The following is a 23,904-nucleotide window of genomic DNA, read 5'->3' as shown; positions in this document are numbered from 1 at the left end:
GTGCTTATTATTAAATAGATCTAAGTACACTATGACTTAGTTTGCGGTTCAGATCATTTTTTCGTCGTTTGGGATCTCACCAATATAAGCAAATCGAGGGACTGACTTACCTTCTACCACCACCTCTTCTTGAAACATACTTAATGGACGAACCCACAGGGCTTTTTCGCCATAACATGGACGATATACCACTAAGGAAGACTCGTCTTCTGAATGTATCGCCACTTCGTAAACGTCGTAATCACTGCCTTTATAATGGCGGTATCGACCTGGGGTTTTAAGTTCTTGGGTTTTAGGTTCCGGGGTAGTCATGATGGTTCCTGCTTTTCACTTTTTTGTTAATTTGAATACGGTAAAATTCGGGCTCTGTTCATAAAGCGTCTGATAAGGTTTCCCGTACTTTGCGGCTATTCACCTATGTACACACCAGTCTACGCTCTTTACTACTCACTTTTCTACTCACCTTCTAGGGGCAAAGGGAGCTGATGTATGGTTTGTGCCTCACCAAGACCAATATGTAGCCCAACTAAGCGTATACCACGGCCTTTAGCGCGCTCGTAAGCTTCTTTTAGTAGGGTATCAAAGTAATGCGCATTTAACGAAGGGCATCGATGCTCAACCGTGGTTAGCTGGAAGTCTTGAAATTTAAGTTTCACCCCTTGAGTACGAATACGAACAGGTTTGCCTGTGCGCTTTTCATGCGCCTGAATGCGTTCCTGAAGCTTTTCCAGTAAATGAGGCATAAAGTCTCTACATTCTTCCATCGAATGAATATCGTTGCTTAGGGTGCGCTCTACGCCTATAGACTTACGCTCTCTTGATACTGACAGTTCTCGATCATCAATACCATGCGCACGCTCCCATAATACCGCACCAAATTTACCTAATTCCTTTTGTATGCGCTCAAAAGGATAACTGCGCACATCGTTACAGGTAGCTAAGCCTAATCGTTGTAGCTTTAGCATTGTCACCTTACCTACCCCTGGAATTTTTTTAAGAGGCATGCCCCTCACAAAACTATCTAATTTATCAGGAGTAATGACACAAATACCATTAGGCTTATTTTCATCGCTGGCCACTTTTGCTACGAACTTACAGGGTGCAACGCCCGCCGATGCGGTTAAGCCCAACTCTGACTCAATTCGACTTCTAATTTCTTCGGCTATTAACGTGGCACTGCCACCACAATATTGGCTATTGGTCACATCGAGGTAAGCTTCATCTAACGAAAGTGGCTCGATTAAATCGGTATAGTCGGCAAATATTTCGCGAATTCGTTGAGACTCTTTTACGTAAGCCTCCATGCGCCCTTTCACTAAGGTGAGATTTGGGCAAAGCTTGAATGCATAAGCGGTGGCCATGGCGGAACGAACGCCATATTTACGGGCGGGGTAATTACAGGTAGAAATAACCCCTCGATGCTGAGAGCTTCCACCAATGGCAATAGGGATATTGCGTAACGCAGGGTTGTCACGCATTTCAACCGCAGCATAAAAGCAGTCCATATCTACATGGATGATTTTTCGCATGGTGTATGCTCCCAAACTGCCCCTAAGCCGCCCCTAAGTTGCTAGCTCTTATTATACAAGCCTTTAAAAAAATGCTGTATGTAAAAACAGTATTCTAGAACATATCAGTTAGGCTTACCACTGTATACGATGAATAGTGAGCAACCACTTTGCGCGAACTATGAGTGAATGGGCAAAATAGGCGTATCGTTTTAGATAAAAAAAGCGCGGTAAGCTTGCAGCCTATCGCGCTTTTATCTAGGAACGGTTATTGCCGTATAGTGTGATCCAATGTTGTGAAAGGCTCTGTTTTATCAGCGCCTACTTACATCACTAGGTTAACTACATCATCAGATTAAAGGATCTGATTTTGTTTCCATTCATTCAATTTCTTTTCTCTCGCTTCTTCTTTTTCCATACGAGATTTTTTCCTGTCGCAAGGCTCGGGGCAATCACATGCTTTAGCGATACCTAATGCGCCTAGTCCACCGCAACTACCCGAAATAGTTTTGCGCTGCACCAGGTAGCCAACAGCCATGGCGAGTACCATAGTGAGGAAGAAACCGAATGCTAAAATAAACGTAGACATAGCCTACTCCTTAATTATTTACTTCTACCAGTTTATCAAATTCTGGCGTGGCATACTCTTCAAATCCGTCGGCTGTGCGACGAATGAGGAATACAGCAAGTTGCTCTTGCTCTGCAAGGTCGATTGCACGTTGCCACCCCATTACATTAAACGCTGTGGCTAAGCCATCAGCAATCATTGAAGATGGGTTTACCACCGTAACCGACACCAAATCATGGGTTATCGGTGCGCCGGTATTCGGATCAATCAAATGAGAATAACGTTTACCGTCTTCTTCGTAATAGTTACGGTAATCACCCGAAGTCGCTATAGCATTAGTGCCAATAGACACCACTTTTTGTACCGCGCGTTCTGTCGTTACCGGCTTTTCAATCGCAATTAGCCATTCATTGCCATCACCACGCTCGCCTTTAACCCGCATTTCACCGCCAATCTCTACAAGATAATGCTCTAAATCATGGGCATCTAAAATGGCCGCCACTTCATCAACACCATAACCTTTAGCAATCGTTGATAAATCAACATACAGCATGGGGTTTGCTTTCTTAAGGCCGGTTGGCGTAGTAGATAATTTCTCAAAACCTACGTAATCGCGAACTGCATCAATATCTGCTTGGGTTGGCACTTTTTCTGGCCGTTTATTCGGGCCAAATCCCCATAGATTGACCAAGGGCCCAACCGTAACATCTAGCACACCGTCACTCAAACGGGCCAAGCGAAGGGCTTCAGTAACCACGGTAAGTGTCTCTTGAGACACAGCAAAGTTATCTGAATATCGGTATTGGTTAAAACGAGACAACTCAGACGTTGTATCGTAAGTCGACATCATTTTATTAATGTTAACTAACTTAGCGTCAATTTCTTCCTGCAAACCTTCTACTGCCGCCTCACCTTCACCTAGTACGTACTTAACATTGTAAGTCGTGCCCATGGTTTGGCCTTGCAGATGTACTACCGAAAGGGGTTTTTCACTGCAACTGGCAATAAAGAGGATGCTCATAGCAATAACTGCTAATGCTATTCTGGCAAAGAATCGAATCACGTTATGGGTCCTTTAACTAAACAAAAAGGGGGCTTACGCCCCCTTTACTCACTTGTCGATTTTCGGATTAACCACCGAAGTCATCAAGCATAATGTTTTCGTCTTCAACACCTAGGTCTTTCAGCATGTTGATAACGGCTGCGTTCATCATAGGTGGTCCACACATGTAGAACTCACAATCTTCTGGCGCAGGGTGATCTTTCAGGTAGTTCTCAAGAAGAACTTGGTGAATGAACCCAGTGTAACCTTCCCAGTTGTCCTCAGGCTGAGGATCTGAAAGGGCAACGTGCCACTTGAAGTTATCGTTTTCTGCAGCTAACTCATCGAAGTCTTCTGTATAGAACATTTCGCGAAGTGAACGAGCACCGTACCAGAAACTCATCTTACGATCAGTTTTTAAGCGACGAAGTTGGTCGAAGATATGCGAACGCATTGGCGCCATACCCGCACCACCGCCAACAAATACCATTTCGTTTTCGGTTTCTTTTGCGAAGAATTCCCCAAATGGACCAGAGATCGTTGCTTTGTCGCCTTCTTTAAGGCTCCAGATGTACGATGACATTTTACCAGCAGGTAGGCTTAAGTTATTAGGTGGCGGCGTAGCGATACGCACGTTCAACATAATAATACCTTCTTCTTCCGGGTAGTTAGCCATTGAGTAAGCACGAATGGTTTCTTCATCTACTTTAGATTCGATATCGAAGAAGCCAAAGCGTTCCCAATCACCGCGATACTCATCAGGGATTTCAAACTCTTTATACTTAACATGATGCGCAGGGGCTTCAATTTGAATGTAACCACCAGCACGGAAAGGTACGCTTTCACCGTTAGGAATTTGAAGCTTAAGTTCTTTGATGAAGGTCGCTTTGTTGTCGTTAGAAATAACTTCACAATCCCACTTTTTAACACCAAATACTGACTCTTCAAGTTCGATTTCCATGTCTTGCTTAATCGCAACCTGACATGACAAACGGCAGCCTTCACGGGCTTCACCTTTAGTGATGTGATCAAGTTCAGTTGGAAGAATTTCACCACCACCTGAATGCACGTCTACACGGCACTGACCACAAGAACCACCACCACCACATGCTGAAGATACGAAGTATCCAGCATCTGCAAGTGCACCGAGAAGCTTGCCGCCTGGCTCAGTTTTGATTGCTTTGTCTGGGTCACCGTTAATAGTGATAGTTACATCACCGCTTGGTACCAGCTTCGACTTAGCAAACATGATGATAAATACTAGCGCCAATACAATGGCAATAAACATGCCGACGCCTAGGAAAATTTCTACTTGATTCATTTATATGCTCCCGAGCTCGATTACAGCTGAATACCAGTGAATGACTGGAAGCCAAGTGCCATAAGACCCGCAATCATGAACACAGAGCCCAGACCACGAATACCATCAGGCATATCGGCATATTTAAGCTTCTCACGTACAGCGGCCAACAGCACAATTGCAATTGCCCAGCCCATACCACTTCCTACGCCGTAAACGACACTTTCGGTCAAGTTATACTCACGTTGTACCGCGAATGCCACACCACCGAAGATAGCGCAGTTAACCGTAATTAGCGGAAGGAAGATACCAAGCGCGTTATAAAGCGCAGGGAAAAACTTATCTAAGCTCATTTCCAAAATTTGAACCAATGCCGCGATAACGCCGATAAAGGTTAAGAAATTCAGGAAGCTTAAATCTGCGTCAGGGAAACCAGCCCACGCTAGTGCACCTGGTGCAAGGATGTTCACATAAATGATTTGGTTAACCGGTACAGAAATACCCAGTACTACGATTACCGCAACACCAAGACCCATAGCAGTTTTAACTTTCTTCGATACCGCCAAGAAGGTACACATACCTAAGAAAAGTGATAACGCCATGTTCTCAACAAAAATTGAGCGAACAAATAACGACAAATAATGTTCCATGACTTACTCCTTAGGCTCTACTTGCTCGGGACGAAGGGTACGGATAACCCAAATCATACCGCCGATTAAGAAGAATGAGCTAAATGGTAGGATTAACAAACCATTACCCTGATACCAACCACCGTTTTGAACTAGTGGAAGAATTTCGAAGTTCAGAATAGTACCGAAACCGAATAGCTCTTTAATTGTACCAATAACAATGAGTACAAATGAGTAACCTAAACCGTTACCAATACCATCTAAAAAGCTCATCAGAGGTGGGCTCTTCATTGCATAGGCTTCAGCACGACCCATTACGATACAGTTAGTAATAATCAAACCAACGAATACCGACAGCTGCTTCGAAATTTCGTACGAATAAGCCTTCAATATTTGGTCAACTACGATTACCAACGACGCAATGATAGTCATTTGGATGATGATACGAACGCTTGATGGTATCTGGTTACGAATCATTGAAATAAACAAGTTCGAGAACGCTACAACCGTTGTTAGCGCTAAAGACATTACCAAGGCTGTTTCTAGCTTAGTGGTAATAGCCAGTGCTGAACAAATACCCAGAACCTGTAAGGCGATAGGGTTGTTGTCCATAATTGGCCCAAAGAGGGCCTTTTTCATTTCTTTAGTATCTGCCATGAGACTCCCCTTATGAACGCCATGCCTGAGTCTTCAGGAACTGGCCGAAGCCTTGCTCGCCTACCCAGTATTGAATAGTGTTTTCAACACCTTTACTGGTTAGGGTAGCACCTGAAAGCGCATCAATAGTGTGTGGATTGCTTGGGTTTGCATTTTTAACTACGCGGATAGCCACTTCGCCATCTTCAAATAGTTTCTTTCCATCCCATTTGTCCTGCCACGCTGGGTTTTGCACTTCGCCACCAAGTCCTGGTGTTTCTTTTTGTTGATAGTAAATCAACTCACGAACGGTTTCGCCATCGGCGTCAAGGGCAAGAAAACCGTACATAAGATCCCAAAGACCACTACCGTGCACTGGTAAGATAATGCGAGATACATCGCCAGCTTCATCACGTACCAAATAAACACTGGCAACATTAGGGCGACGTTGGAAGCCAACGTTGCTGCTAGTCACTTTTGTGCTGTATTCAGTTTGCTTGGCTGCTTTATACATATCGTAATCTGGCTCTGGCGCTTCTACAAACTCACCGCTTTCCAAATCAACATAGCGAGATTCAATCTTTTCGCTATATGTACTTTCGATGGTTTTACCCGTCATGCCTGTTTCGTAAAGCCCTGCTGCGTTCAAAATGTTGCTCTTTTTATCGAGCGACGCATTAGTTTGTTGTAACGAGCGCAAGCCTACAGCGGCGCCAGATACAACAATTGAACACACAAGACAAACGGCAACTACAACGCCAATCGTTTTTCCTAAAGATTCTTTCTTAGCCGACACGAGCTACCCTCCGCTTGATATTACTTTGTGCGACGAAATAGTCGAACAGTGGCGCCCAAAGGTTGGCAAAAAGAATGGCCAACATTACACCTTCTGGGAAGGCTGGGTTTAGCACACGTACAAGTACTGTCATAAAGCCGATGAAAATACCGTATGCCCACTTACCTTTGTTGGTAAACGATGCAGACACAGGGTCTGTGGCCATAAAGAACATACCAAAGGCAAGACCACCAATAACAAAGTGCCAATATGCAGGCATAGCAAACATGTAGTTGGTATCGCTACCAATCATATTCAGCAAGGTGGCAAACACGGCTACCCCAATCGCTACACCAGCAACAATTCGCCAGCTTGCAATACGCATGTACATAATGAACAAGCCACCAATTAAGATAGCTAATGCAGATACTTCACCCGCAGAACCTGCGATAGTTCCGAAGAAGCTATCAAACCAAAGGTCCATGTTAGCGTAATCAAGCGTGCCTGAAGCCGCTTGGCTTAATGATGTTGCACCTGAGTACCCATCAGCAGCAACCCAAACTTGGTCACCAGAGATTTGTGCAGGATATGCGAAGTATAAGAACGCGCGACCAGACAATGCAGGGTTTAGGAAGTTACGGCCAGTTCCACCGAAGACTTCTTTAGCGATAACCACACCAAAGGTAATACCTAATGCAACCTGCCAAAGCGGGATAGTTGCTGGTAACGTTAATGCGAAAAGTACCGAGGTAACGAAGAAACCTTCGTTAACTTCGTGCTTACGTACCGAAGCAAATAGTACTTCCCAGAAGCCACCAACAATAAAGGTAACTGCATAGATAGGTAGCCAGAAGCAGGCACCATAGAAGAATAACCCTAACAAACCGGAATTCGCTAAGTCTCCACCTAAGGCAGTGAATAAACCTGCTTGCCATGTGTCAGGCAGTGTACCGGCACCAGCAGCAATAGCTTCTTGCGCTTGGAAACCAATGTTGTACATACCGAAGAACATTGCTGGGAATGTTGCTAACCACACCAAAATCATGATGCGTTTAAGGTCAATGCTGTCACGCACGTGCGTGTTAGCTTTGTTTACTTTACCAGGAGTGTAGAAAATAGTTGCCGCTGCTTCATACAGTGCATACCATTTTTCGTGCTTTCCACCTGGCTCAAAGTTCGGTTCAATCTTTTCTAAATACGCTTTTAAACCCATGACTAACCCTCTTTCTCAATCGTGGTCAAACAGTCGCGTAAAATCGGGCCGTAGTTGTATTTGCCAGGGCATACATAGGTACACAATGCCAAATCTTCTTCGTCCAACTCTAAACAACCCAATGTCTGAGCACTGTCACAATCACCAGAAATCAGATCTCTAAGCAAAAGCGTAGGGATGATATCTAGGGGCATAACGCGTTCGTAATTACCAATTGGCACCATAGAGCGCTCAGAGCCATTGGTTGTTGTTGTCATATCAAACTTCTTGCTGCCACCTAAGTGGCCTAGATAAGCGCGCGTGACGGAATGCTTGTCTGAACCAGGTGTGATCCAGCCAAGGAATTTCTTCTCGCGACCTTCTTTAAGCAGTGATACTTGGGTGTGGAAACGACCTAAGAAGCCGTGAACACCTTGTGCTGTTACGCCGTTTAACACGGAACCCGAAACGACACGTACGTCACCGTCTTGTTGTTCGTTTGCTAGCAACTCTTCTAAATCAGCACCTATAGAGGTACGAACTAGACGAGGATTTTTAGCAGATGGACCACCAATAGCAATAACACGACGGGCATCTAGCTCACCCGTAGTAAGCAATGCACCAAAGGCCATTACATCTTGGTAGCTAATATGCCAAACCGTTTTATTCAAACCAGCAGAATCCAAATAATGGATATGTGTACCTGCTAAGCCGGCTGGGTGTGGTCCACCGAATTCTTCTACGTCTACTGCGGCATCGCCAGTGGCTACTGATGAGCCTGCAGCTTTACAAACGTAAACTTTGCCGCCACTTAACTGCGTTAACGCTTTTAAGCCGTTTACGAAGTCATCGTTGCGCTCAGCAATAATCACCGCTGGGTCCGCGGCTAGCGGATTGGTGTCCATTGCTGTAACAAAGATTGAATTTGGAATCGAGTCGAGGGCTGGAGATTTGCTAAATGGGCGCGTACGCAACGCTGTCCACATACCTGACTCAACTAGGATTGATTGGAGTTGCTCCCGCTCAGTACTCGCGATTTTGTCTGCAGCAATTTTATCAAAGCTAACAGCATCACTGCCATTAACCTTAACCACTACTGATTGCAAAACACGCTTTGCACCACGGTTTACCTCTACCACTTCACCCGCAGCTGGAGCAGTGAACTTAACGCCAGGATTCTTTTTGTCTTCAAAAAGCATCTGGCCTTTTTTCACTACATCGCCAACTTGGACGTGCATGGTAGGGCGCATACCCACATATTCTTCTCCCAGAATGGCAACGCGTGAAACAGCAGACCCTTCAGCGATCTCCTGCTTCGGCGCTCCCTCTATTGGGAGGTCGAGACCTTTCTTGATTTTTATCATATGTAATCGCACTACTCTAATAGAAATACTCTTTTGCATGACCGTAGACAATCCTGCTTATCAGCATGCAAAAGCGTACTATTGTTAAGGTGTTGAACACCTTTAATATTTAGATTGACGGAATTTTTTACTGTTACGGTCAGCCTGTTATGAAGCCGTAACTTATATTCCAAATGTATAAGCGACGTTATACGCCTTTTCTTTTATAGACCAACAGTGAAAATTCACACTTATTTTTGTTGTTGTATTACTGCTATCAACGCTGTTGTTGAGTAGGGGTAGAATAGACCCCTGCTTAATTTCGGGATTTTAGCATTAACCGAGCGGTTTGTGCCACGCAAATCATAGATAAAGAGCAACTTTTCTATAATTTAATGTAAACCCCATTTACGTTTAAGTGGTAAGTAAACAACGAAAAAGCCGTCTATTCGACGGCTCTACTCAATATTAGGCTTAACTAAGTATAGTAAACCTTTACCATTTCACGAGTGGGTCAATATCCTGTTCGTAATCAACACCTTCAATATCAAAACCAAACAGTTTTAAAAATTCGTGATGATAACCAGCGTAATCGCTTAGCTCATGAAAGTTCTCTTGGGTCACTTTGTCCCACAAGGCTTGAATTTTAGCTTGCGTAACGTCATTGGTTTCAATGCCGTCCATGCGATAGCGGTTTGCCTCATCTAATGTAGGTGTATCACCGAATAGGCAGGTAGAGAACAACCCATGTATTTGTTCAATACAGCCTTCATGGGTCCCGTCGCGCTTCATCACTTCCTGCATTAACGATATATAAAGCGGCATAACAGGAATGGCAGAACTGGCTTGTGTAACCAGAGCTTTCAACGAACTGACATTCGCTTCAACGAGTAACTCGGTGTTTTTACCAATGATAGCAGCAGCGGCTCTGTCTAAGTCTTCCTTCGCTTTTCCGATGGTCGCCTGGCCATAGATAGGCCACGTTAGGGCTTTTCCTATGTAGGTATACGCCGTGGTTTTGCAACCTTCAGCAAGTACGCCAGCTTCGCCCAGTTGATCCATCCAACGCTCCCAATCTTCTCCGCCCATGACTTTAATGGTGTTTAAGATTTCGTCGTCGTTTGCCGCCTCTAGGGTAACATCATGCACTTTGTCTTTGTCGGTATCGTAAGTTTTGGTGGTGTACTCACGCCCCACAGGTTTAAGCGTAGATTTATAGACTACGCCCGTATCTGGATCGGTTCTGCGCGGTGACGCCAAGCTATAAATCACAAGGTCGACCTTACCCATATTGGCTTTAATCTTATCTATTGTTTGCGCTTTAATTTCATCAGAAAACGCATCACCATTGATAGTCTCAGCATAAAGCCCTTTTTTAGCTGCCTGCTGATGGAAAGCAGCAGTATTGTACCAACCCGCAGTGCCAGTTTTACGTTCTGAAGGCGCTTTTTCGAAGCAAACGCCAAGGGTTTTTGCTCCATAACCAAATGCAGAAGTAATACGCGATGCCAAGCCATAACCCGTAGAACTACCTATGACTAGCACATTTTTAGGGCCATCACCCAAGCTGCCTTTCTCTTCAATATAGGCAATTTGTTGCTCTACTGACTTTGCACAACCCACAGGATGTGCGTTTGTACAGATAAAGCCTCTCACTTTAGGCTTGATAACCATATTCATTTTCCTTTTTTATGCGTGCGCCTATTGTAAACGTGCAAAGGCTGATAACAACTCGGAGCAGATGACATCAATATACACACCGAACACCTTATTCATCAAAAAGATACACATGTACAAATGGGTAGCCTAGTACGAAAACTGTTTTTAACGTCTATATCGAAAGAATATCTTGGAACGCTATAGAATGTATACGAAAACAAAAATGATTAACGACTATTACGCTAGAAGTTAATGTAAAACGAGGGTAGATGCTAATTTAAGAACGGACGTATAAGTCGAGCAAGGGAGAGAAAAGTGAAGTGTGAAGTGTGACGTTAAATGTGAAGTGAATAAAAAGGTGAGCCCCCACAAGAGCTCACCTTTTTGAGTGAATTAACCTAAGATATCAAGCAATTCAACATCAAAAATTAACGTGCTGTATGGTGCGATTGCTGCACCAGCTCCTTGCTCACCGTACGCAAGATCATGTGGTACGTATAAACGCAACTTAGCACCAACTTTCATAAGCTGTAGTGCTTCAGTCCAGCCTCTGATCACGCCACCAACTGGGAATTCAGCCGGTTGACCACGATCGTAAGAACTGTCAAAAACGTCACCTGAAGTAAGTGTGCCGTGGTAATGCACGCGAACCGTGCTATCTGCAGTTGGCGTTTCGCCATCGCCTTCAGCCAATACTTCGTATTGTAGGCCAGATTCAGTTACCTGAACTTCTTCACGCTTTGCGTTTTCTTCAAGGAACTTAACGCCTTCTTCGATAACCGCTTTGCTTGCTTCTTCTTTCTCAGCTTGCATACGCTTATGGATTTCGCCGAATGCATCACGTAGTGCGTCGTTATCAACCTGCGGAGCTTGACCCGCGAAAGCATCTTTTAACCCTGTCACTACCGCGTCAATAGCTAAACCTTCAAAAGGATTAGATTGCAATTGTTGACCCATTTGAAAACCAATGCCGTAACTTGCTTGGGTTTCCACTGTGTTGAATGTATCAGTCACAAGAACTCCTGAAATTAAATTACAAATGCAGTACAAATTTCAAACAAACCGCGTTTCACGAATATGTTTCTGCATTTTCCGATGCAAGAGTGTAGCACACCATAATTTATCTTGCTTTGAGCATTAAATAGATGGGGGCAAATGGAACAAAATATTGTAAATTATAACGCAAAGTGGTTTTACAACTTGTTAAGTACTTAGTATGGTGAAGGCCATATAATTGGGAGGATAGCATGCACACTCATTACGATGCTGAACTAAAAGATACAGTTAGATACCTTGGCAAAACGCTAGGTGAAACCATCAAAAACCAATTAGGCCAAGAGTGGCTTGATCGCATTGAGAAGATTCGAAAAGACGGCCGAGCGTCTTATCAGGGAGACACGAGTTGCAGTGATGAACTGAAAGAAACTTTCAAAACGATGACCGACAGCGACTTGTTGACGGTAGGCCGTGCTTTCGCACAGTTTTTAAACCTAGGGAATATTGCTGAGCAAGAATATAACAGTGCAATGAATGTTGACGCGTCTATTGATGCACTGTTTAAGCATCTAGATAAAGCCGACCTCACGGCTGATAAAGTGCAAGAAGCAGTCGGAAAGTTGAACATCGACTTAGTATTAACGGCTCACCCTACCGAAGTCACACGTCGCACCCTTATTCATAAACATAAAGAGTTAGCAGACTGCTTACAGGCTGTGCATCAAGAGTCTTTAACCGATACAGATAGAAGTAAGGTAGAGACTCGTGTTGCTGATTTAATTAGCCAAGCGTGGCACACAGAGGAAATTCGTTCTGTGCGCCCTACCCCTGTTGATGAAGCTCGTTGGGGGTTTTCAGTTATTGAAAATTCACTGTGGGAAGCTGTTCCCGATTTCCTGCGCGAGCTAGATGGCCGTTTGCAAGAAGACTACAGCGTGTCGCTTCCGCTAGATGCTTCACCGGTGCAATTTAGCTCTTGGATGGGCGGTGACCGCGACGGCAACCCGTTTGTAACCTCTAAAGTTACCGAGCAAGTATTACTATTGGCGCGTAAACGTGCCGCGAAGCTTTTTGCGCTTGACTTAGACCGCTTGCAAGTTGAACTGTCTATGTACGACTGCAATAACACACTGCGTGAAAAAGTAGGCGATGCGAACGAGCCTTACCGCGCTCTACTTCGCCCTTTACTAGACCGTTTTATCGCTACCCGAGATGGTATTGCTAATTATTTAGCCGGTAAAAACCCAGATACGTCTAACTGGATTGAAAGTAACGACGAACTGTTAGAAGCCCTACTACTTTGCCACCAGTCACTTATCGACTGTGGCATGGATGTAGTCGCTAGAGGGTTACTGCTAGATACCATTCGCCGTGCCCGCGTTTTTGGAATTCACCTACTTCGTTTAGATGTGCGCCAAGATTCAGAACGCCACGCTGATGTATTTAGTGAACTTACACGTTACCTTGGGTTAGGTGACTACTCACAATGGAGCGAAGAAGACAAACAAGCCTTCTTGCTACGTGAGCTTGGCTCAAAGCGCCCACTATTCCCTGCCCAATGGGGCGCATCGGAAGATGTGAAAGAAGTACTTGATACTTGTAAAGTAGTGGCTAAGCACAGCAAGCACGGTTTTGGTATTTACATTATCTCGATGGCGAGTGAGCCATCAGATGTACTTGCCGTTCAATTACTGCTTAAAGAAAGCGGTGTTGATTGGCCAATGCCAGTTGCACCTTTGTTCGAAACGCTAGACGATTTAAACAACTCGCCAAGTGTTATGCGTAAATTGCTTTCTATCGACTGGTATCGTGGCTATGTGAAAGGCCGTCAATTCGTGATGATTGGTTATTCAGATTCAGCTAAAGATGCCGGCGCACTTGCGGCAGGTTGGGCTCAGTATCAATCTCAAGAAGCGCTAGTGGCTATTGCTGAAGAGTTTAACTGTTCACTTACCTTGTTCCACGGTCGTGGCGGTACAATTGGCCGAGGTGGTTTACCTGCCCACGCTGCTATTTATTCGCAGCCTCCTGGCTCATTAGAAGGTGGATTCCGTGTTACTGAACAGGGCGAAACTATTCGATATAAGTTTGGTATGCCTAAACTGGCCAAACGAAGCCTAGGCATTTATGCCAGCGCGATAATTGAAGCCATGTTGTTCCCACCCCCGGCGCCAAAAGAAGAGTGGCGTGAACTAATTACCACGATGGCAGGTCAGGGTCGCGACAACTACCGCGCTACTGTGCGCCATGACGAAGACTTTGTGCCTTACTTTCGCGTGGCGACACCTGAACAAGAGCTTGGTAAGTTACCGTTAGGCAGCCGACCTTCTAAGCGTAAGCCACAAGGTGGTATCGAAAGTCTTCGTGCTATTCCTTGGATATTTGCGTGGGCGCAAACACGCCTAGTCTTGCCGTCATGGTTAGGTGTAATGCGTGCTATCGATAGCGTGAAAAATGCGGAAAATGAAAAAGTCGTGAATGAAATGTTTGCCGAATGGCCATTCTATCGTTCACGCTTATCGATGCTGGACATGGTATTCCATAAAGCGGATCCACGTATCAGTGAAGCCTACGATGAGCGCCTAGTACCGGAAGAGCTTAAGCATTTTGGTGCAGCCCTTCGAGAGGAACTTAAAGAAAGTATTGCTTCATTGCTAGCATTAACTGGCGAAGACGACATTATGAAAGCTGATCCATTGGGTAAAGAATCAATGGAAATTCGCGCCGCTTACTTGCAGCCGCTTCATTACCTACAAATCGAATTGCTAGATAGAATTCGTAAAGCGGGTGACAATGCGCAAAATACCGCACTAGAGCGTGCCATGATGGTGACCATTACTGGTATCGCAACAGGGATGCGTAATACAGGTTAGTACCTATCTTGATAGGTACGTAATCATACTATTTAACCAAATAGCACAAATAAAAAAGCCCGCTTGAAGCGGGCTTTTTAGTGAGTTTACATTACAAACTGAATGTTAAGCCTGTAATTCAAAGCGATCGGCATTCATCACTTTAGTCCAAGCTCTAACAAAGTCTTTAACGAACTTCTCTTTATTATCGTCTTGCGCATAAACCTCAGCGTAAGAACGTAATATAGAGTTTGAACCGAAGACTAAGTCAACACGAGTCGCTGAATAAACTTGCTCACCGGACACTCTATCTACAATGCCGTAAGTGTTTTTACTTGTGGGCTTCCACGTGTATTGCATATCGGTGATAGTCGTGAAAAAGTCGTTCGTTAGTGAGCCAGCACTACCTGTAAACACACCATGTGCAGTGCCTTGGTAATTTGTTCCCATTGCACGCATTCCACCTACTAACACCGTCATCTCTGCAGCCGTTAACCCAAGCAACTGAGCTTTGTCTAACAACAGCTCCTCTGGCTTAACCACGTAGTCTTTCGGCAAGTAGTTCCTGAAACCATCGGCCTGCGGCTCTAGTGGTGCAAAAGAATCAGCATCCGTCATATCATCAGTCGCATCACCACGACCTGCTGAAAAAGGCACATCAACGCTGAACCCTGCCGCTTCGATGGCTTTTTCGACACCTACATTACCTGCCAACACAATGGTATCTGCTAGACTTACACCGGCTGCCTCAGCAAGTGGTTTCAACACCGACAATACCTTAGCTAGCTTTTCCGGTTCGTTCGCTTCCCAGTCTTTCTGAGGCGCTAACTGAATGCGGGCACCATTTGCACCACCACGTAAGTCTGAACCACGGAAGGTTCTAGCACTGTCCCACGCAGTAGATACCATTTCACCAATTGTTAGGCCGGAATCCGCAATGCTGGCTTTTAATGCATTCACATCGTAGGACGTGCTGCCTGCAGGTACAGGGTCTTGCCAGATAAGCGTTTCTTGTGGCACTTCAGGACCGATATAACGTACTTTTGGCCCCAAATCACGGTGAGTCAATTTGAACCATGCTTTAGCAAATACTTCACTGAAATAATCTGGATTGTTGTAAAACTTCTCAGAAATTTCACGATAAATAGGATCCATCTTCATCGCCATATCCGCATCGGTCATGATAGGGTTATAACGTTTTGACGGATCTTCAACATCAACTGGCTTGTCTTCCTCTTTAATGTCGATAGGCTCCCATTGCTCAGCACCCGCTGGTGATTTTTTCAATTCCCAGTCGTAGTTTAGTAACAGTTCAAAGTAGCCGTTATCCCACTGAGTTGGGTTAGTCGTCCACGCACCTTCAATACCACTTGATACAGTATCGCGACCTATTCCACGTGATTCATGGTTAATCCAACCCAAACCCTGCTCGGCGATATCAGCGCCTTCTGGATCAGGACCTAAGTTTTCCGCACGTCCGTTACCATGGCATTTACCCACGGTGTGTCCACCTGCCGTAAGCGCAACGGTTTCTTCATCGTTCATGGCCATACGCGCAAAGGTTTCACGTACATGTAGTGCGGTTTTAAGCGGATCAGGTTTACCATTCACCCCTTCAGGGTTCACGTAGATTAGCCCCATTTGCACTGCAGCTAATGGATTTTCCATTGTTTCTGGGGTTTCAACGTCGTTATAACGCTCATCACTTGGCGCTAGCCATTCTTTCTCAGCCCCCCAATAGGTATCTTTTTCTGGGTGCCAAATATCGGCGCGGCCAAATGCGAAACCATAAGTTTTAAGCCCCATGCTTTCATAAGCTACTGTGCCGGCAAAAACTAAAAGATCCGCCCAGCTAAGCTTGTTGCCGTACTTTTTCTTGATTGGCCACAATAAGCGGCGCGCTTTATCAAGGTTAACGTTATCCGGCCATGAGTTTAGTGGCGCGAACCGTTGGTTGCCCGTAGATGCTCCACCACGCCCATCTGCAATACGATACGAACCGGCAGCGTGCCAAGACATCCTAATCATTAGGCCACCGTAGTGCCCCCAATCTGCCGGCCACCACGACTGAGAGTCTGTCATTAGCGCGATCATATCTTTTTTCAATTCATCAAAATCAAGCATTTTCACTGCTTCGCGATAGTTGAATTCGTCACCCATTGGATTGGTTTTTGTGTCGTGCTGATGCAATATGTCTAGGTTTAGCGCCTCAGGCCACCAATCCATATTTGTGCTGCCAGTAGCCGTAAGGCCACCATGCATGACGGGACACTTTCTATCTGAATCATTTACATCGCCTAGCTTCGCGTTACTCATATTTGTTACCTCTTGCTGTTCGACAAAGCACTTAATCAATCCAACCGATTGATTGACATGTTATTATTCTAGTTATTAGATTTATATTACTACAGTGAGTTTTTTCGATGCTGATGAATAGGTTTAACGATTAGGAAATCGTTGAACCTTACGATGAGAAAACAAGACCTTATAAAGCTATTCATCAACACTGACATGTAAAATTAATTAAAGAAAGCGTAGACAATATCAATGAATTTTCTATGCCTTTTATCTCGTTTTTTGTAAAAGCTTGTTGATAAATCATAGGGCAACAAACGATATTAGTAACTAATCCCTAGGCAGGAGGTCTTATTTGAACAGATCACTTATAAACCCGCCCCTCGCCTTTTTTGCGCTAATGCCTATAACACAATTTGAACGGTTTACTTTGCCCTCAGGACTCAAGGAAGGTGTGAGCGACTCTGACTATAACGATAAATTACTTCAGATAAATGAAAACGGGGAACACCGCTTTTTTGAGGCATACATTGGCAGTGCATTTCGTCATGGCTGGCGCCTACCGTTTGTTTTTATCTCCCTACATAGATACCGATTGCAAAGTAATAGAATCGACTACCGGTAAAAACAATAAACCTACCTTAAGTAGCACTTATCAATTAGATGATTAGCAGAACCAATCATCCGTTCGCAACTTTTTAAACGTGTACCGATATTCAATAGAAGCGTTAGCCAATACGGCTACTGGCGACATCTCTGCTCTGTGGGTGGGTATCATGCATATTAACAATACAAATGAACTCATCAGCCGTGTGATTTACCCAAATAAAAAGGCAGGGTTATTGAGGTCGTAACAAACTGTCGGCAGCATGAATGCTGTCTTACAAAAATGAAATCTATTGAGTGCGATGAGTGCGTGTTAGTAGATAAACGGTTTGAAATTAAATAGTAGCCCCTCCCTTGCTAAGGATGCGGTGGCGGAGCCTACAGAGAAGTATTTACGGCGAATTGATTATGTAGGTACCTCAAACAAAAAGGCAGAATTAGTAAGGTCGTAACAAACTGTCAGTAGCATGGATGCTACTGCCAAGCCTCCATGGATGGATACTCGGCGTGTTTGTGTAGAGCTTACTAATCCTGCCTTGTACATGGGAGCAGCGCTCCCATTATCCTAGCTTTAGCCAGTTACGAAATCTACGCCTAGCTTGATGTCGCCACGAAGGCCATCTAGCATGTCGTTTTTCGCTTTTTCTTCAAATGCGCTTAGCTCGCCATATGGCAAGATTTCTTCAACACCGTTAGCACCAAGGCGAACAGGGTGAGCGAAGAATGCAGCGTCGTCGCTGTCGTCAGTTTGAACGTAAGTGTATTCAACCACGTTCTCACCTTGCATTGCTGCAACCAAAGATAAGCAGAAACGTGCAGCTGCTTGACCCATTGAAAGGGTAGCAGAACCGCCGCCAGCTTTAGCTTCAACAACTTCAGTACCCGCATTTTGGATACGAGTAGTTAGGCTTGAAACTTCATCGTCAGAGAACTCAACACCTTCAACTTGCGAAAGCAAAGGAAGAATAGTTGTGCCTGAGTGACCACCGATTACTGGAACGTGTACAGAAGCAACGTCTACTTCTTTAAGCTCAGCAACGAAAGTCTCGGCGCGAATTACGTCAAGGGTAGTAACACCGAACAATTTGTTCTTGTTATAAACACCTTTCGCTTTAAGCGTCTCAGCAGCAATCGCCACTGTTGTATTAACTGGGTTAGTAATAATGCCAACACAAGCATCTGGACAATTGTCAGCAACACCTTCAATAAGGTTCTTAACAATACCAGCGTTAATGTTGAACAAGTCTGAACGATCCATGCCCGGCTTACGCGGAACACCAGCAGGAATAAGAACAACGTCTGTACCTGTTAATGCACCAGCTAGGTCATCTTTACCGTGACCGGTTACTTTTACTGCAGTTGGGATGTGGCTTAAATCAACAGCTACACCAGGAACAACTGGCGCTACATCATAAAGCGCTAGCTCAGAACCAGCTGGCAATTGTGTTTTTAACAACAAAGACAGCGCTTGGCCAATACCACCGGCAGCACCTAACACGGCTACTTTCATACCATTTCTCCTATGGGATTACTCACGTATTTAAACGGAACGTCACACTAATGCAACGCGGGGGAAAACTCAATCATCTGATGGTCTTAATACGGCCATTTAAGGCAATTTTATGTCGATATTCACTATCATGCATGATTATGCAATTAAATTGCGCAAAGGTCACCTGTAAGGCACAATATAAAATATACGATTATTTAACTTATTAACGTTAACAGATGTGCAGGATGCTATGGCCAACGCAAAACAAGAGCAACTGATTAAAGCCTTTAAAGAAATTTTGAAAGCGGAAAGCTATGGGTCTCAGGGTGAAATTGTCGATGCCCTTAAAACTCAAGGCCATGACAATATTAGCCAATCTAAAATTTCCCGCATGCTAAGTAAATTTGGCGCAGTTCGTACCCGCAATGCTCGCGGCGATATGGTGTACTGCCTACCGCCTGAACTGGGTATGCCTACTGCTAAAAGCCCGTTAAAGCAACTTGTTCTCGACATTGTGCATAATAATGTGATGGTGATTATTCGCACCAGCCCAGGTGCAGCGCAACTCATTGCACGCTTGCTTGACTCATTAAGCAAAAAAGATGGTGTGCTTGGTACCATTGCGGGCGACGATACCATTTTTATTGCCCCTGCTGACGTGACCCTTATTGAAGAATTACGCCAACGGGTAGAAGACTTATTCGAGAATGTATAAGGCCCGACTAAATTTTTAAGCAAAAAAAAACCGCCATAACAAGATGGCGGTTAAGAATTTGTACCAGGGAGATACAAAACAACTTGGTAGCTGTGCATTTAAATTATCATAGACTTAGAAAAGAATAAGGAAAGAAAAGTAAAGAATTCGAAAACCACAATTAAATGTTTTATACGTTATAGAATTAAATTTCACCACCAACCTTATAACATTAAAAAGCACATCCAACTATCCAAATTAAATTAAAAGCCACCTTACCTTTTACCACAACCTTTCCCCACAAAAAAATAAACGATAAATCAGAAAAAATCGCTTTTAATTTTTCAAATAATAGAACCTATTTTCATCTTCGATACAACACCCTCCCATTTTAAACTTCACATGATATTTAACTGCCCCGCGTCTACGCTACACCTGCGCCCCTAATACACAAGCCCTTCACTAAACCCGCACTAAACCCGCACTAAACCCGCACTATTTGCATGCTAAACCTGCACACTATCTACCTCTCACATTATTTTTAATTTCTATCCATGCAAACCTCGTTTTATTTTTAAACAAGCCAAAAAGATAAAAAGCATAAGAATTATTTTACAAATGTATAGGAGCGTAAAGGTTTCACCGCCCTGCGTATAATTAAAGTAAATTAAGTCTAAATAGAACAAATTATACACTTTGTAAATTGCCAAATAGCGCGACGAAGTGCTTAATTCTCCCGACAGAAAACATCTGTTCAAAATAAAAACTAATAAACGTCTTTGTAATTACTAAATGTAATCACCTTCGACAAGGGGAATTTAAATGTTTAACACGAATAAACTAAGCACCGCGATTAAGCGCAGCATTATGTTAGCGGGTTCTGCTAGCATAATGGCTTCGCCGATGGCATTCGCTCAAAGTGATGATGAAAACGCAGTAGAGCCTGTTGAAAAAATTCAGGTTACTGGTTCGCGTATTAAACGGGTTGACCTTGAATCGGTATCTCCCGTTACCGTCATTACTGCTGAATCTATCGCGTTATCTGGCGATACATCGGTTGCCCAAGTGTTACGTAACTCTTCGATTAACACTTTCGGTTCATTTCGCGGCCAATCTGGCTACGGCAGCGGCGCATCTGCGTCTAGTGAAGTAAACTTGCGTGGTCTGGGTGCAGGCGCAACGCTAGTGCTTATGGATGGCCGTCGCCTACCAGGTTTAGGGTACGACGGTGGCTCATCTTCTGATATGTCGATGATCCCAATGTCAATTGTAGAGCGCATTGAAATTCTTCGCGACGGAGCTTCCGCCATTTACGGGTCTGATGCCGTGGCAGGTGTAATTAACATTATTACTAAGAAGCAGTTTGATGGCGTAAATGTAGGTTATAGCTTTGAAGATCCAGGTGCTGACGGTGGCAACTCTAGCAAGTACAACTTTTCAGCCGGCGTAACCAATGACAAAGGTAGTATCGTTTTCATTGCTGAGCATGAAAACACTCAAGAAGTCACCGATGTAGCAGTTTCAGGCGAAAATGCACTAGATAGCTATTCAACCTACAGCCCTGTTGCCAATTTCTATGATACAAATACTAGTTCGTATCTTTATAACGAAGATTTGTGTGGCGATGTGGCTGACACATCGATTGAATCTGATCGTTGTGGTTATTACTACGGTAATACCACTTGGCTTTATGGCGCGTCTGAGAAAAACTCTTTAATGACTAAAATCGAGTACGAGTTAGCAGAGAACTTGCAACTTATTACTCGTTTCTCTGCACTACAGACATCTACAGACACTCGTTATGCTGCTACCCCAGTATCTACATCTTCGCTGACCATCGATGCGGATAACGCAATGAACCCTTATGGTCAAGATGGCGCTGTTTACTTCCGTACCGCTAGCTTGGGAACACGTGATACGAAAACCGAAAAAACCACGTTTGAAATGGTAACAGGGCTTGAAGGTTACACCGATATTGGTGGAAACGAGTGGGACTGGCAGGTTTATTACCAGCGCACATCGGCAAAAGAAGAGGTATTCAATTACAACTTAGTTAACGACACAGTTGTACAAGATTTAATTGATACTGAACAGTTGGATTTATTTAATGTTCAAGGTTTAAGTACCGACGACTGGTCTGCTTATAATGCAGAGCTATTAGCTAGCGCTGATCACACTGGCACCTACCAGTCTACACAGATGCGTGACATTATTGACGGCAGCATTTCTGGCGAAGTTTTCTCGAATAACTTCATGACAGTGAGTGCTGTTTTCGGCGCTGAGTACTCTTACCTTGATTTTGAGCAGATATCTGACCCTGAATCGGGCTTGGGTATTATTTCAGGCGGTTCGGGCGGTGACGACGTGTATGCGACTCGTGAGCGACAGTCTTACTATACTGAGTTTGCTATCGAACTACCCCATGAAGTGGAAGTATCTGCTGCACTTCGTTACGACGGGTACGAGCTTGAAGGGGATACAGGCGAAAGCATTTCAACCTCTGAGTTCTCAGATACCGTACCTAAGCTAGGTATCAGCTGGCGCCCAACTGAGTCACTGTTACTTCGTGCTAGCTGGGGAGAAGCTTTCCGTACACCTACAATGAGTGAAATGTTCGCAACCATTTCTTACGGCTTCCCAAGCGCGTACGATACCTATTACTGCGATACACTAGATAATCCTGGTAGCGACGATAGTTACTGCTCATCCGGTCAGCAACACCTAACCTATTACGGCGGTAACCCTGACCTTAGCCCAGAAAACTCTGAGTCGCTTACGCTTGGTGTGGTTTACGATGTCACTGATGATTTATCACTTGAAGTGTCTTACTACCAATATGACTACGAAAATAAAATTGAAGATATTGATGTAGATGACTTAATTGCCGCTGACTTAGATGGTACGTCTAGCAGTATCGTTCGTGATAGCGATGGTAAAATTACGTCTATTACCTCTGGTTACACAAACTACTCAGAAGTGAAGACCAACGGTTTTGATATTACCGCGAACTACGATCTGGCCACTGAAATTGGAGACTTCGGGGTTAACCTTGAATACTCTCACGTATTTAGTTACGAAGAAGAAGGTACTGAGTGGGCAGGTGAATTATTCTATCCTGATAATCGCGCTAACTTGACGGTAGATTGGACAGACGGTGATAAGTGGACAGCCTCATGGAGAACACTCTTCATCGGCGCCAATGGTGAAACCTATTACGATTACTACGATTATGCCGACAACTATTTTAAGCATAATGTGACGGTTTCATATCATGTGAACGATAATGTTAAGGTTTCTGCCGGAATTGCCAACATTACCGATGAACTTGAAGAGTATGCACCTGGGGAATGGCGCGGATATGATGACTCTTTGTATGACCCACTAGGTCGTACTATGAGCTTCAACGTTCAAGCGAGCTTCTAACATTTAACTTATAAAAAACGCCGCATTTCCTGTGTTCTATCTCTAATCTGTTTGAGATAGAACACAGTCAGCGGCGTTTTCTTATTTTCGTAATCATTAACGCTTTATAAACCCCTTATACCAGCTGTCAATTAGACAACACGGGCTAAGTGAGTAGTGTAAGTGCTTGAAGTACGCTACGAAAGTACCTTAATAAGCGTTTCTGCTGCGGGTCCTGATGATGCTGGGTTTTGCCCCGTCACCAAAAGACCATCAACACACACTTTAACGCCAAAGTCTTCGGTACTTTCATACTTACCGCCTTTACTGATAAGCGCATCTTCCACTAAATAAGGCACTACGTCGGTTAACCCCATTGCGTCTTCTTCACTATTTGAAAAGCCAGTAACGGTTTTGCCGTTAATAAAAAATTCACCATCGGCGCGTTTTACTTCTTTAAGTACGATAGGAGCATGGCAAACAGCGCCTACAGGCTTCTGGGCTTTCACCATATCTTCAATTAGCATTGTGGAGTGAGTATTGTCAGATAAGTCCCATAGCGGACCGTGGCCGCCCGGATAGAACACAGCATCAAACTCATCTGCACGAACATCTTCCAACACAATAGTTGAGGACATTGCGCTTCTTGCAACCTCATCTTTTGTGTAACGGATAGCATCGTCGGTCATGGCATCATCTGCCAAGCTGTTTGGGTCGATTGGCACTTGGCCGCCCATAGGTGAAGCTAAGGTGATGGTATACCCCGCATCTTTGAACGCGTAATACGGTGACGCGAACTCTTCCAGCCACATTCCTGTTTTCTTGCCTGTATCACCTAACAATTCATGTGAGGTCATTACCATTAATATATGTTTAGACATAAGTTCTCCATGTGAACAATTCATTTAGTTATTC

The 23,904-nt window shown here is 44.2% G+C and carries 19 protein-coding genes; 4 read left to right on the top strand and 15 right to left on the bottom strand.

Annotated elements, in window-relative coordinates:
* Positions 1-48: 48 nt before the first annotated feature.
* The 12 genes from KYS23_RS15085 to KYS23_RS15030 all read right to left on the bottom strand — a co-directional run bounded on the left by KYS23_RS15085 (position 49) and on the right by KYS23_RS15030 (position 11,666).
* Positions 49-312, bottom strand: coding sequence for a DUF1653 domain-containing protein (locus KYS23_RS15085; protein WP_159533320.1), 264 nt, complete (start codon positions 310-312; stop codon positions 49-51).
* Between the two features lie 143 nt (positions 313-455).
* The gene (dinB, locus tag KYS23_RS15080) at positions 456-1,529 is read right to left on the bottom strand and encodes a DNA polymerase IV (RefSeq protein WP_159533322.1); all 1,074 of its coding nucleotides are present in this window, start codon (positions 1,527-1,529) and stop codon (positions 456-458) included.
* A 334-nt stretch (positions 1,530-1,863) separates the two neighbouring features.
* Positions 1,864-2,097, bottom strand: coding sequence for a (Na+)-NQR maturation NqrM (gene nqrM / locus KYS23_RS15075; RefSeq protein WP_013782597.1), 234 nt, complete (start codon positions 2,095-2,097; stop codon positions 1,864-1,866).
* Between the two features lie 10 nt (positions 2,098-2,107).
* Entirely contained in the window at positions 2,108-3,139 is a 1,032-nt protein-coding gene (locus KYS23_RS15070) for an FAD:protein FMN transferase (RefSeq protein ID WP_159533324.1), read from the bottom strand.
* Between the two features lie 67 nt (positions 3,140-3,206).
* A complete protein-coding gene (gene nqrF, locus KYS23_RS15065) occupies positions 3,207-4,439 on the bottom strand; it encodes an NADH:ubiquinone reductase (Na(+)-transporting) subunit F (protein WP_062088288.1) in 1,233 nt (410 codons plus the stop codon).
* Between the two features lie 20 nt (positions 4,440-4,459).
* Complete coding sequence (gene nqrE / locus KYS23_RS15060; protein ID WP_013782594.1) at positions 4,460-5,068, bottom strand: NADH:ubiquinone reductase (Na(+)-transporting) subunit E; 609 nt, start codon at positions 5,066-5,068, stop codon at positions 4,460-4,462.
* A gap of 3 nt (positions 5,069-5,071) precedes the next feature.
* Positions 5,072-5,704, bottom strand: a complete 633-nt coding sequence (locus KYS23_RS15055) for an NADH:ubiquinone reductase (Na(+)-transporting) subunit D (protein ID WP_126872855.1) — start codon at positions 5,702-5,704, stop codon at positions 5,072-5,074.
* Between the two features lie 10 nt (positions 5,705-5,714).
* Positions 5,715-6,479 carry a Na(+)-translocating NADH-quinone reductase subunit C gene (locus KYS23_RS15050; RefSeq protein ID WP_159533326.1) on the bottom strand — a complete coding sequence of 255 codons (765 nt, stop codon included), beginning with the start codon at positions 6,477-6,479 and terminating at the stop codon, positions 5,715-5,717.
* Positions 6,469-7,671, bottom strand: a complete 1,203-nt coding sequence (locus KYS23_RS15045) for an NADH:ubiquinone reductase (Na(+)-transporting) subunit B (RefSeq protein WP_218419250.1) — start codon at positions 7,669-7,671, stop codon at positions 6,469-6,471. Before KYS23_RS15045 ends, KYS23_RS15050 begins: the two co-directional genes overlap by 11 nt.
* Positions 7,672-7,673: 2 nt before the next feature.
* Positions 7,674-9,014, bottom strand: a complete 1,341-nt coding sequence (locus KYS23_RS15040) for a Na(+)-translocating NADH-quinone reductase subunit A (protein ID WP_218419278.1) — start codon at positions 9,012-9,014, stop codon at positions 7,674-7,676.
* Between the two features lie 474 nt (positions 9,015-9,488).
* Complete coding sequence (gene fabV / locus KYS23_RS15035) at positions 9,489-10,667, bottom strand: enoyl-ACP reductase FabV (protein WP_218397682.1); 1,179 nt, start codon at positions 10,665-10,667, stop codon at positions 9,489-9,491.
* 378 nt (positions 10,668-11,045) lie between these two features.
* Positions 11,046-11,666, bottom strand: coding sequence for a BamJ family beta-barrel-assembly machinery protein (locus KYS23_RS15030; RefSeq protein ID WP_057789303.1), 621 nt, complete (start codon positions 11,664-11,666; stop codon positions 11,046-11,048).
* Between the two features lie 233 nt (positions 11,667-11,899).
* Between KYS23_RS15030 and ppc the strand changes: the two genes are divergently transcribed.
* Positions 11,900-14,521: a phosphoenolpyruvate carboxylase gene (ppc, locus tag KYS23_RS15025; protein WP_159533332.1), complete on the top strand. Its 2,622-nt coding sequence runs from the start codon at positions 11,900-11,902 to the stop codon at positions 14,519-14,521.
* Positions 14,522-14,626: 105 nt separating this feature from the next.
* Here ppc and katG read toward each other — a convergent pair whose 3' ends face one another.
* The gene (gene katG, locus KYS23_RS15020) at positions 14,627-16,816 is read right to left on the bottom strand and encodes a catalase/peroxidase HPI (protein WP_218419249.1); all 2,190 of its coding nucleotides are present in this window, start codon (positions 16,814-16,816) and stop codon (positions 14,627-14,629) included.
* 509 nt (positions 16,817-17,325) lie between these two features.
* Between katG and KYS23_RS15015 the strand changes: the two genes are divergently transcribed.
* Positions 17,326-17,466, top strand: coding sequence for a hypothetical protein (locus tag KYS23_RS15015; protein ID WP_201510815.1), 141 nt, complete (start codon positions 17,326-17,328; stop codon positions 17,464-17,466).
* 506 nt (positions 17,467-17,972) lie between these two features.
* Here KYS23_RS15015 and mdh read toward each other — a convergent pair.
* Positions 17,973-18,911 carry a malate dehydrogenase gene (gene mdh, locus KYS23_RS15010; RefSeq protein ID WP_159533336.1) on the bottom strand — a complete coding sequence of 313 codons (939 nt, stop codon included), beginning with the start codon at positions 18,909-18,911 and terminating at the stop codon, positions 17,973-17,975.
* A gap of 232 nt (positions 18,912-19,143) precedes the next feature.
* Here mdh and argR point away from each other — a divergent pair, with 232 nt between their 5' ends.
* Both argR and KYS23_RS15000 read left to right on the top strand, forming a co-directional pair.
* Positions 19,144-19,608, top strand: coding sequence for a transcriptional regulator ArgR (gene argR, locus KYS23_RS15005; RefSeq protein ID WP_013782583.1), 465 nt, complete (start codon positions 19,144-19,146; stop codon positions 19,606-19,608).
* Positions 19,609-20,409: 801 nt separating this feature from the next.
* Entirely contained in the window at positions 20,410-23,010 is a 2,601-nt protein-coding gene (locus KYS23_RS15000) for a TonB-dependent receptor plug domain-containing protein (protein WP_159533338.1), read from the top strand.
* Between the two features lie 176 nt (positions 23,011-23,186).
* On the opposite strand, the gene KYS23_RS14995 is transcribed toward KYS23_RS15000, so the two are convergent.
* Positions 23,187-23,870, bottom strand: a complete 684-nt coding sequence (locus KYS23_RS14995; protein ID WP_159533340.1) for a type 1 glutamine amidotransferase domain-containing protein — start codon at positions 23,868-23,870, stop codon at positions 23,187-23,189.
* Between the last annotated feature and the right edge of the window lie 34 nt (positions 23,871-23,904).

It is taken from the genome of Alteromonas lipotrueae, assembly GCF_019249255.1.
In the GTDB taxonomy this organism is placed as follows: Bacteria; Pseudomonadota; Gammaproteobacteria; order Enterobacterales; family Alteromonadaceae; genus Alteromonas; species Alteromonas lipotrueae.
The sequence above is the reverse complement of the archived record's forward strand: the minus strand, read 5'-3'. Positions and strand labels throughout refer to the sequence as shown.

Excerpts from the sequence above, each read along its gene's own strand:
- KYS23_RS15085 (WP_159533320.1), bottom strand. The coding sequence starts at position 312 with ATGACTACCCCGGAACCTAAAACCCAAGAACTTAAAACCCCAGGTCGA.
- dinB (WP_159533322.1), bottom strand. The coding sequence starts at position 1,529 with ATGCGAAAAATCATCCATGTAGATATGGACTGCTTTTATGCTGCGGTT.
- nqrM (WP_013782597.1), bottom strand. The coding sequence starts at position 2,097 with ATGTCTACGTTTATTTTAGCATTCGGTTTCTTCCTCACTATGGTACTC.
- nqrF (WP_062088288.1), bottom strand. The coding sequence starts at position 4,439 with ATGAATCAAGTAGAAATTTTCCTAGGCGTCGGCATGTTTATTGCCATT.
- nqrE (WP_013782594.1), bottom strand. The coding sequence starts at position 5,068 with ATGGAACATTATTTGTCGTTATTTGTTCGCTCAATTTTTGTTGAGAAC.
- KYS23_RS15055 (WP_126872855.1), bottom strand. The coding sequence starts at position 5,704 with ATGGCAGATACTAAAGAAATGAAAAAGGCCCTCTTTGGGCCAATTATG.
- KYS23_RS15045 (WP_218419250.1), bottom strand. The coding sequence starts at position 7,671 with ATGGGTTTAAAAGCGTATTTAGAAAAGATTGAACCGAACTTTGAGCCA.
- KYS23_RS15040 (WP_218419278.1), bottom strand. The coding sequence starts at position 9,014 with ATGATAAAAATCAAGAAAGGTCTCGACCTCCCAATAGAGGGAGCGCCG.
- fabV (WP_218397682.1), bottom strand. The coding sequence starts at position 10,667 with ATGGTTATCAAGCCTAAAGTGAGAGGCTTTATCTGTACAAACGCACAT.
- ppc (WP_159533332.1), top strand. The coding sequence starts at position 11,900 with ATGCACACTCATTACGATGCTGAACTAAAAGATACAGTTAGATACCTT.
- katG (WP_218419249.1), bottom strand. The coding sequence starts at position 16,816 with ATGAGTAACGCGAAGCTAGGCGATGTAAATGATTCAGATAGAAAGTGT.
- mdh (WP_159533336.1), bottom strand. The coding sequence starts at position 18,911 with ATGAAAGTAGCCGTGTTAGGTGCTGCCGGTGGTATTGGCCAAGCGCTG.
- argR (WP_013782583.1), top strand. The coding sequence starts at position 19,144 with ATGGCCAACGCAAAACAAGAGCAACTGATTAAAGCCTTTAAAGAAATT.
- KYS23_RS15000 (WP_159533338.1), top strand. The coding sequence starts at position 20,410 with ATGTTTAACACGAATAAACTAAGCACCGCGATTAAGCGCAGCATTATG.
- KYS23_RS14995 (WP_159533340.1), bottom strand. The coding sequence starts at position 23,870 with ATGTCTAAACATATATTAATGGTAATGACCTCACATGAATTGTTAGGT.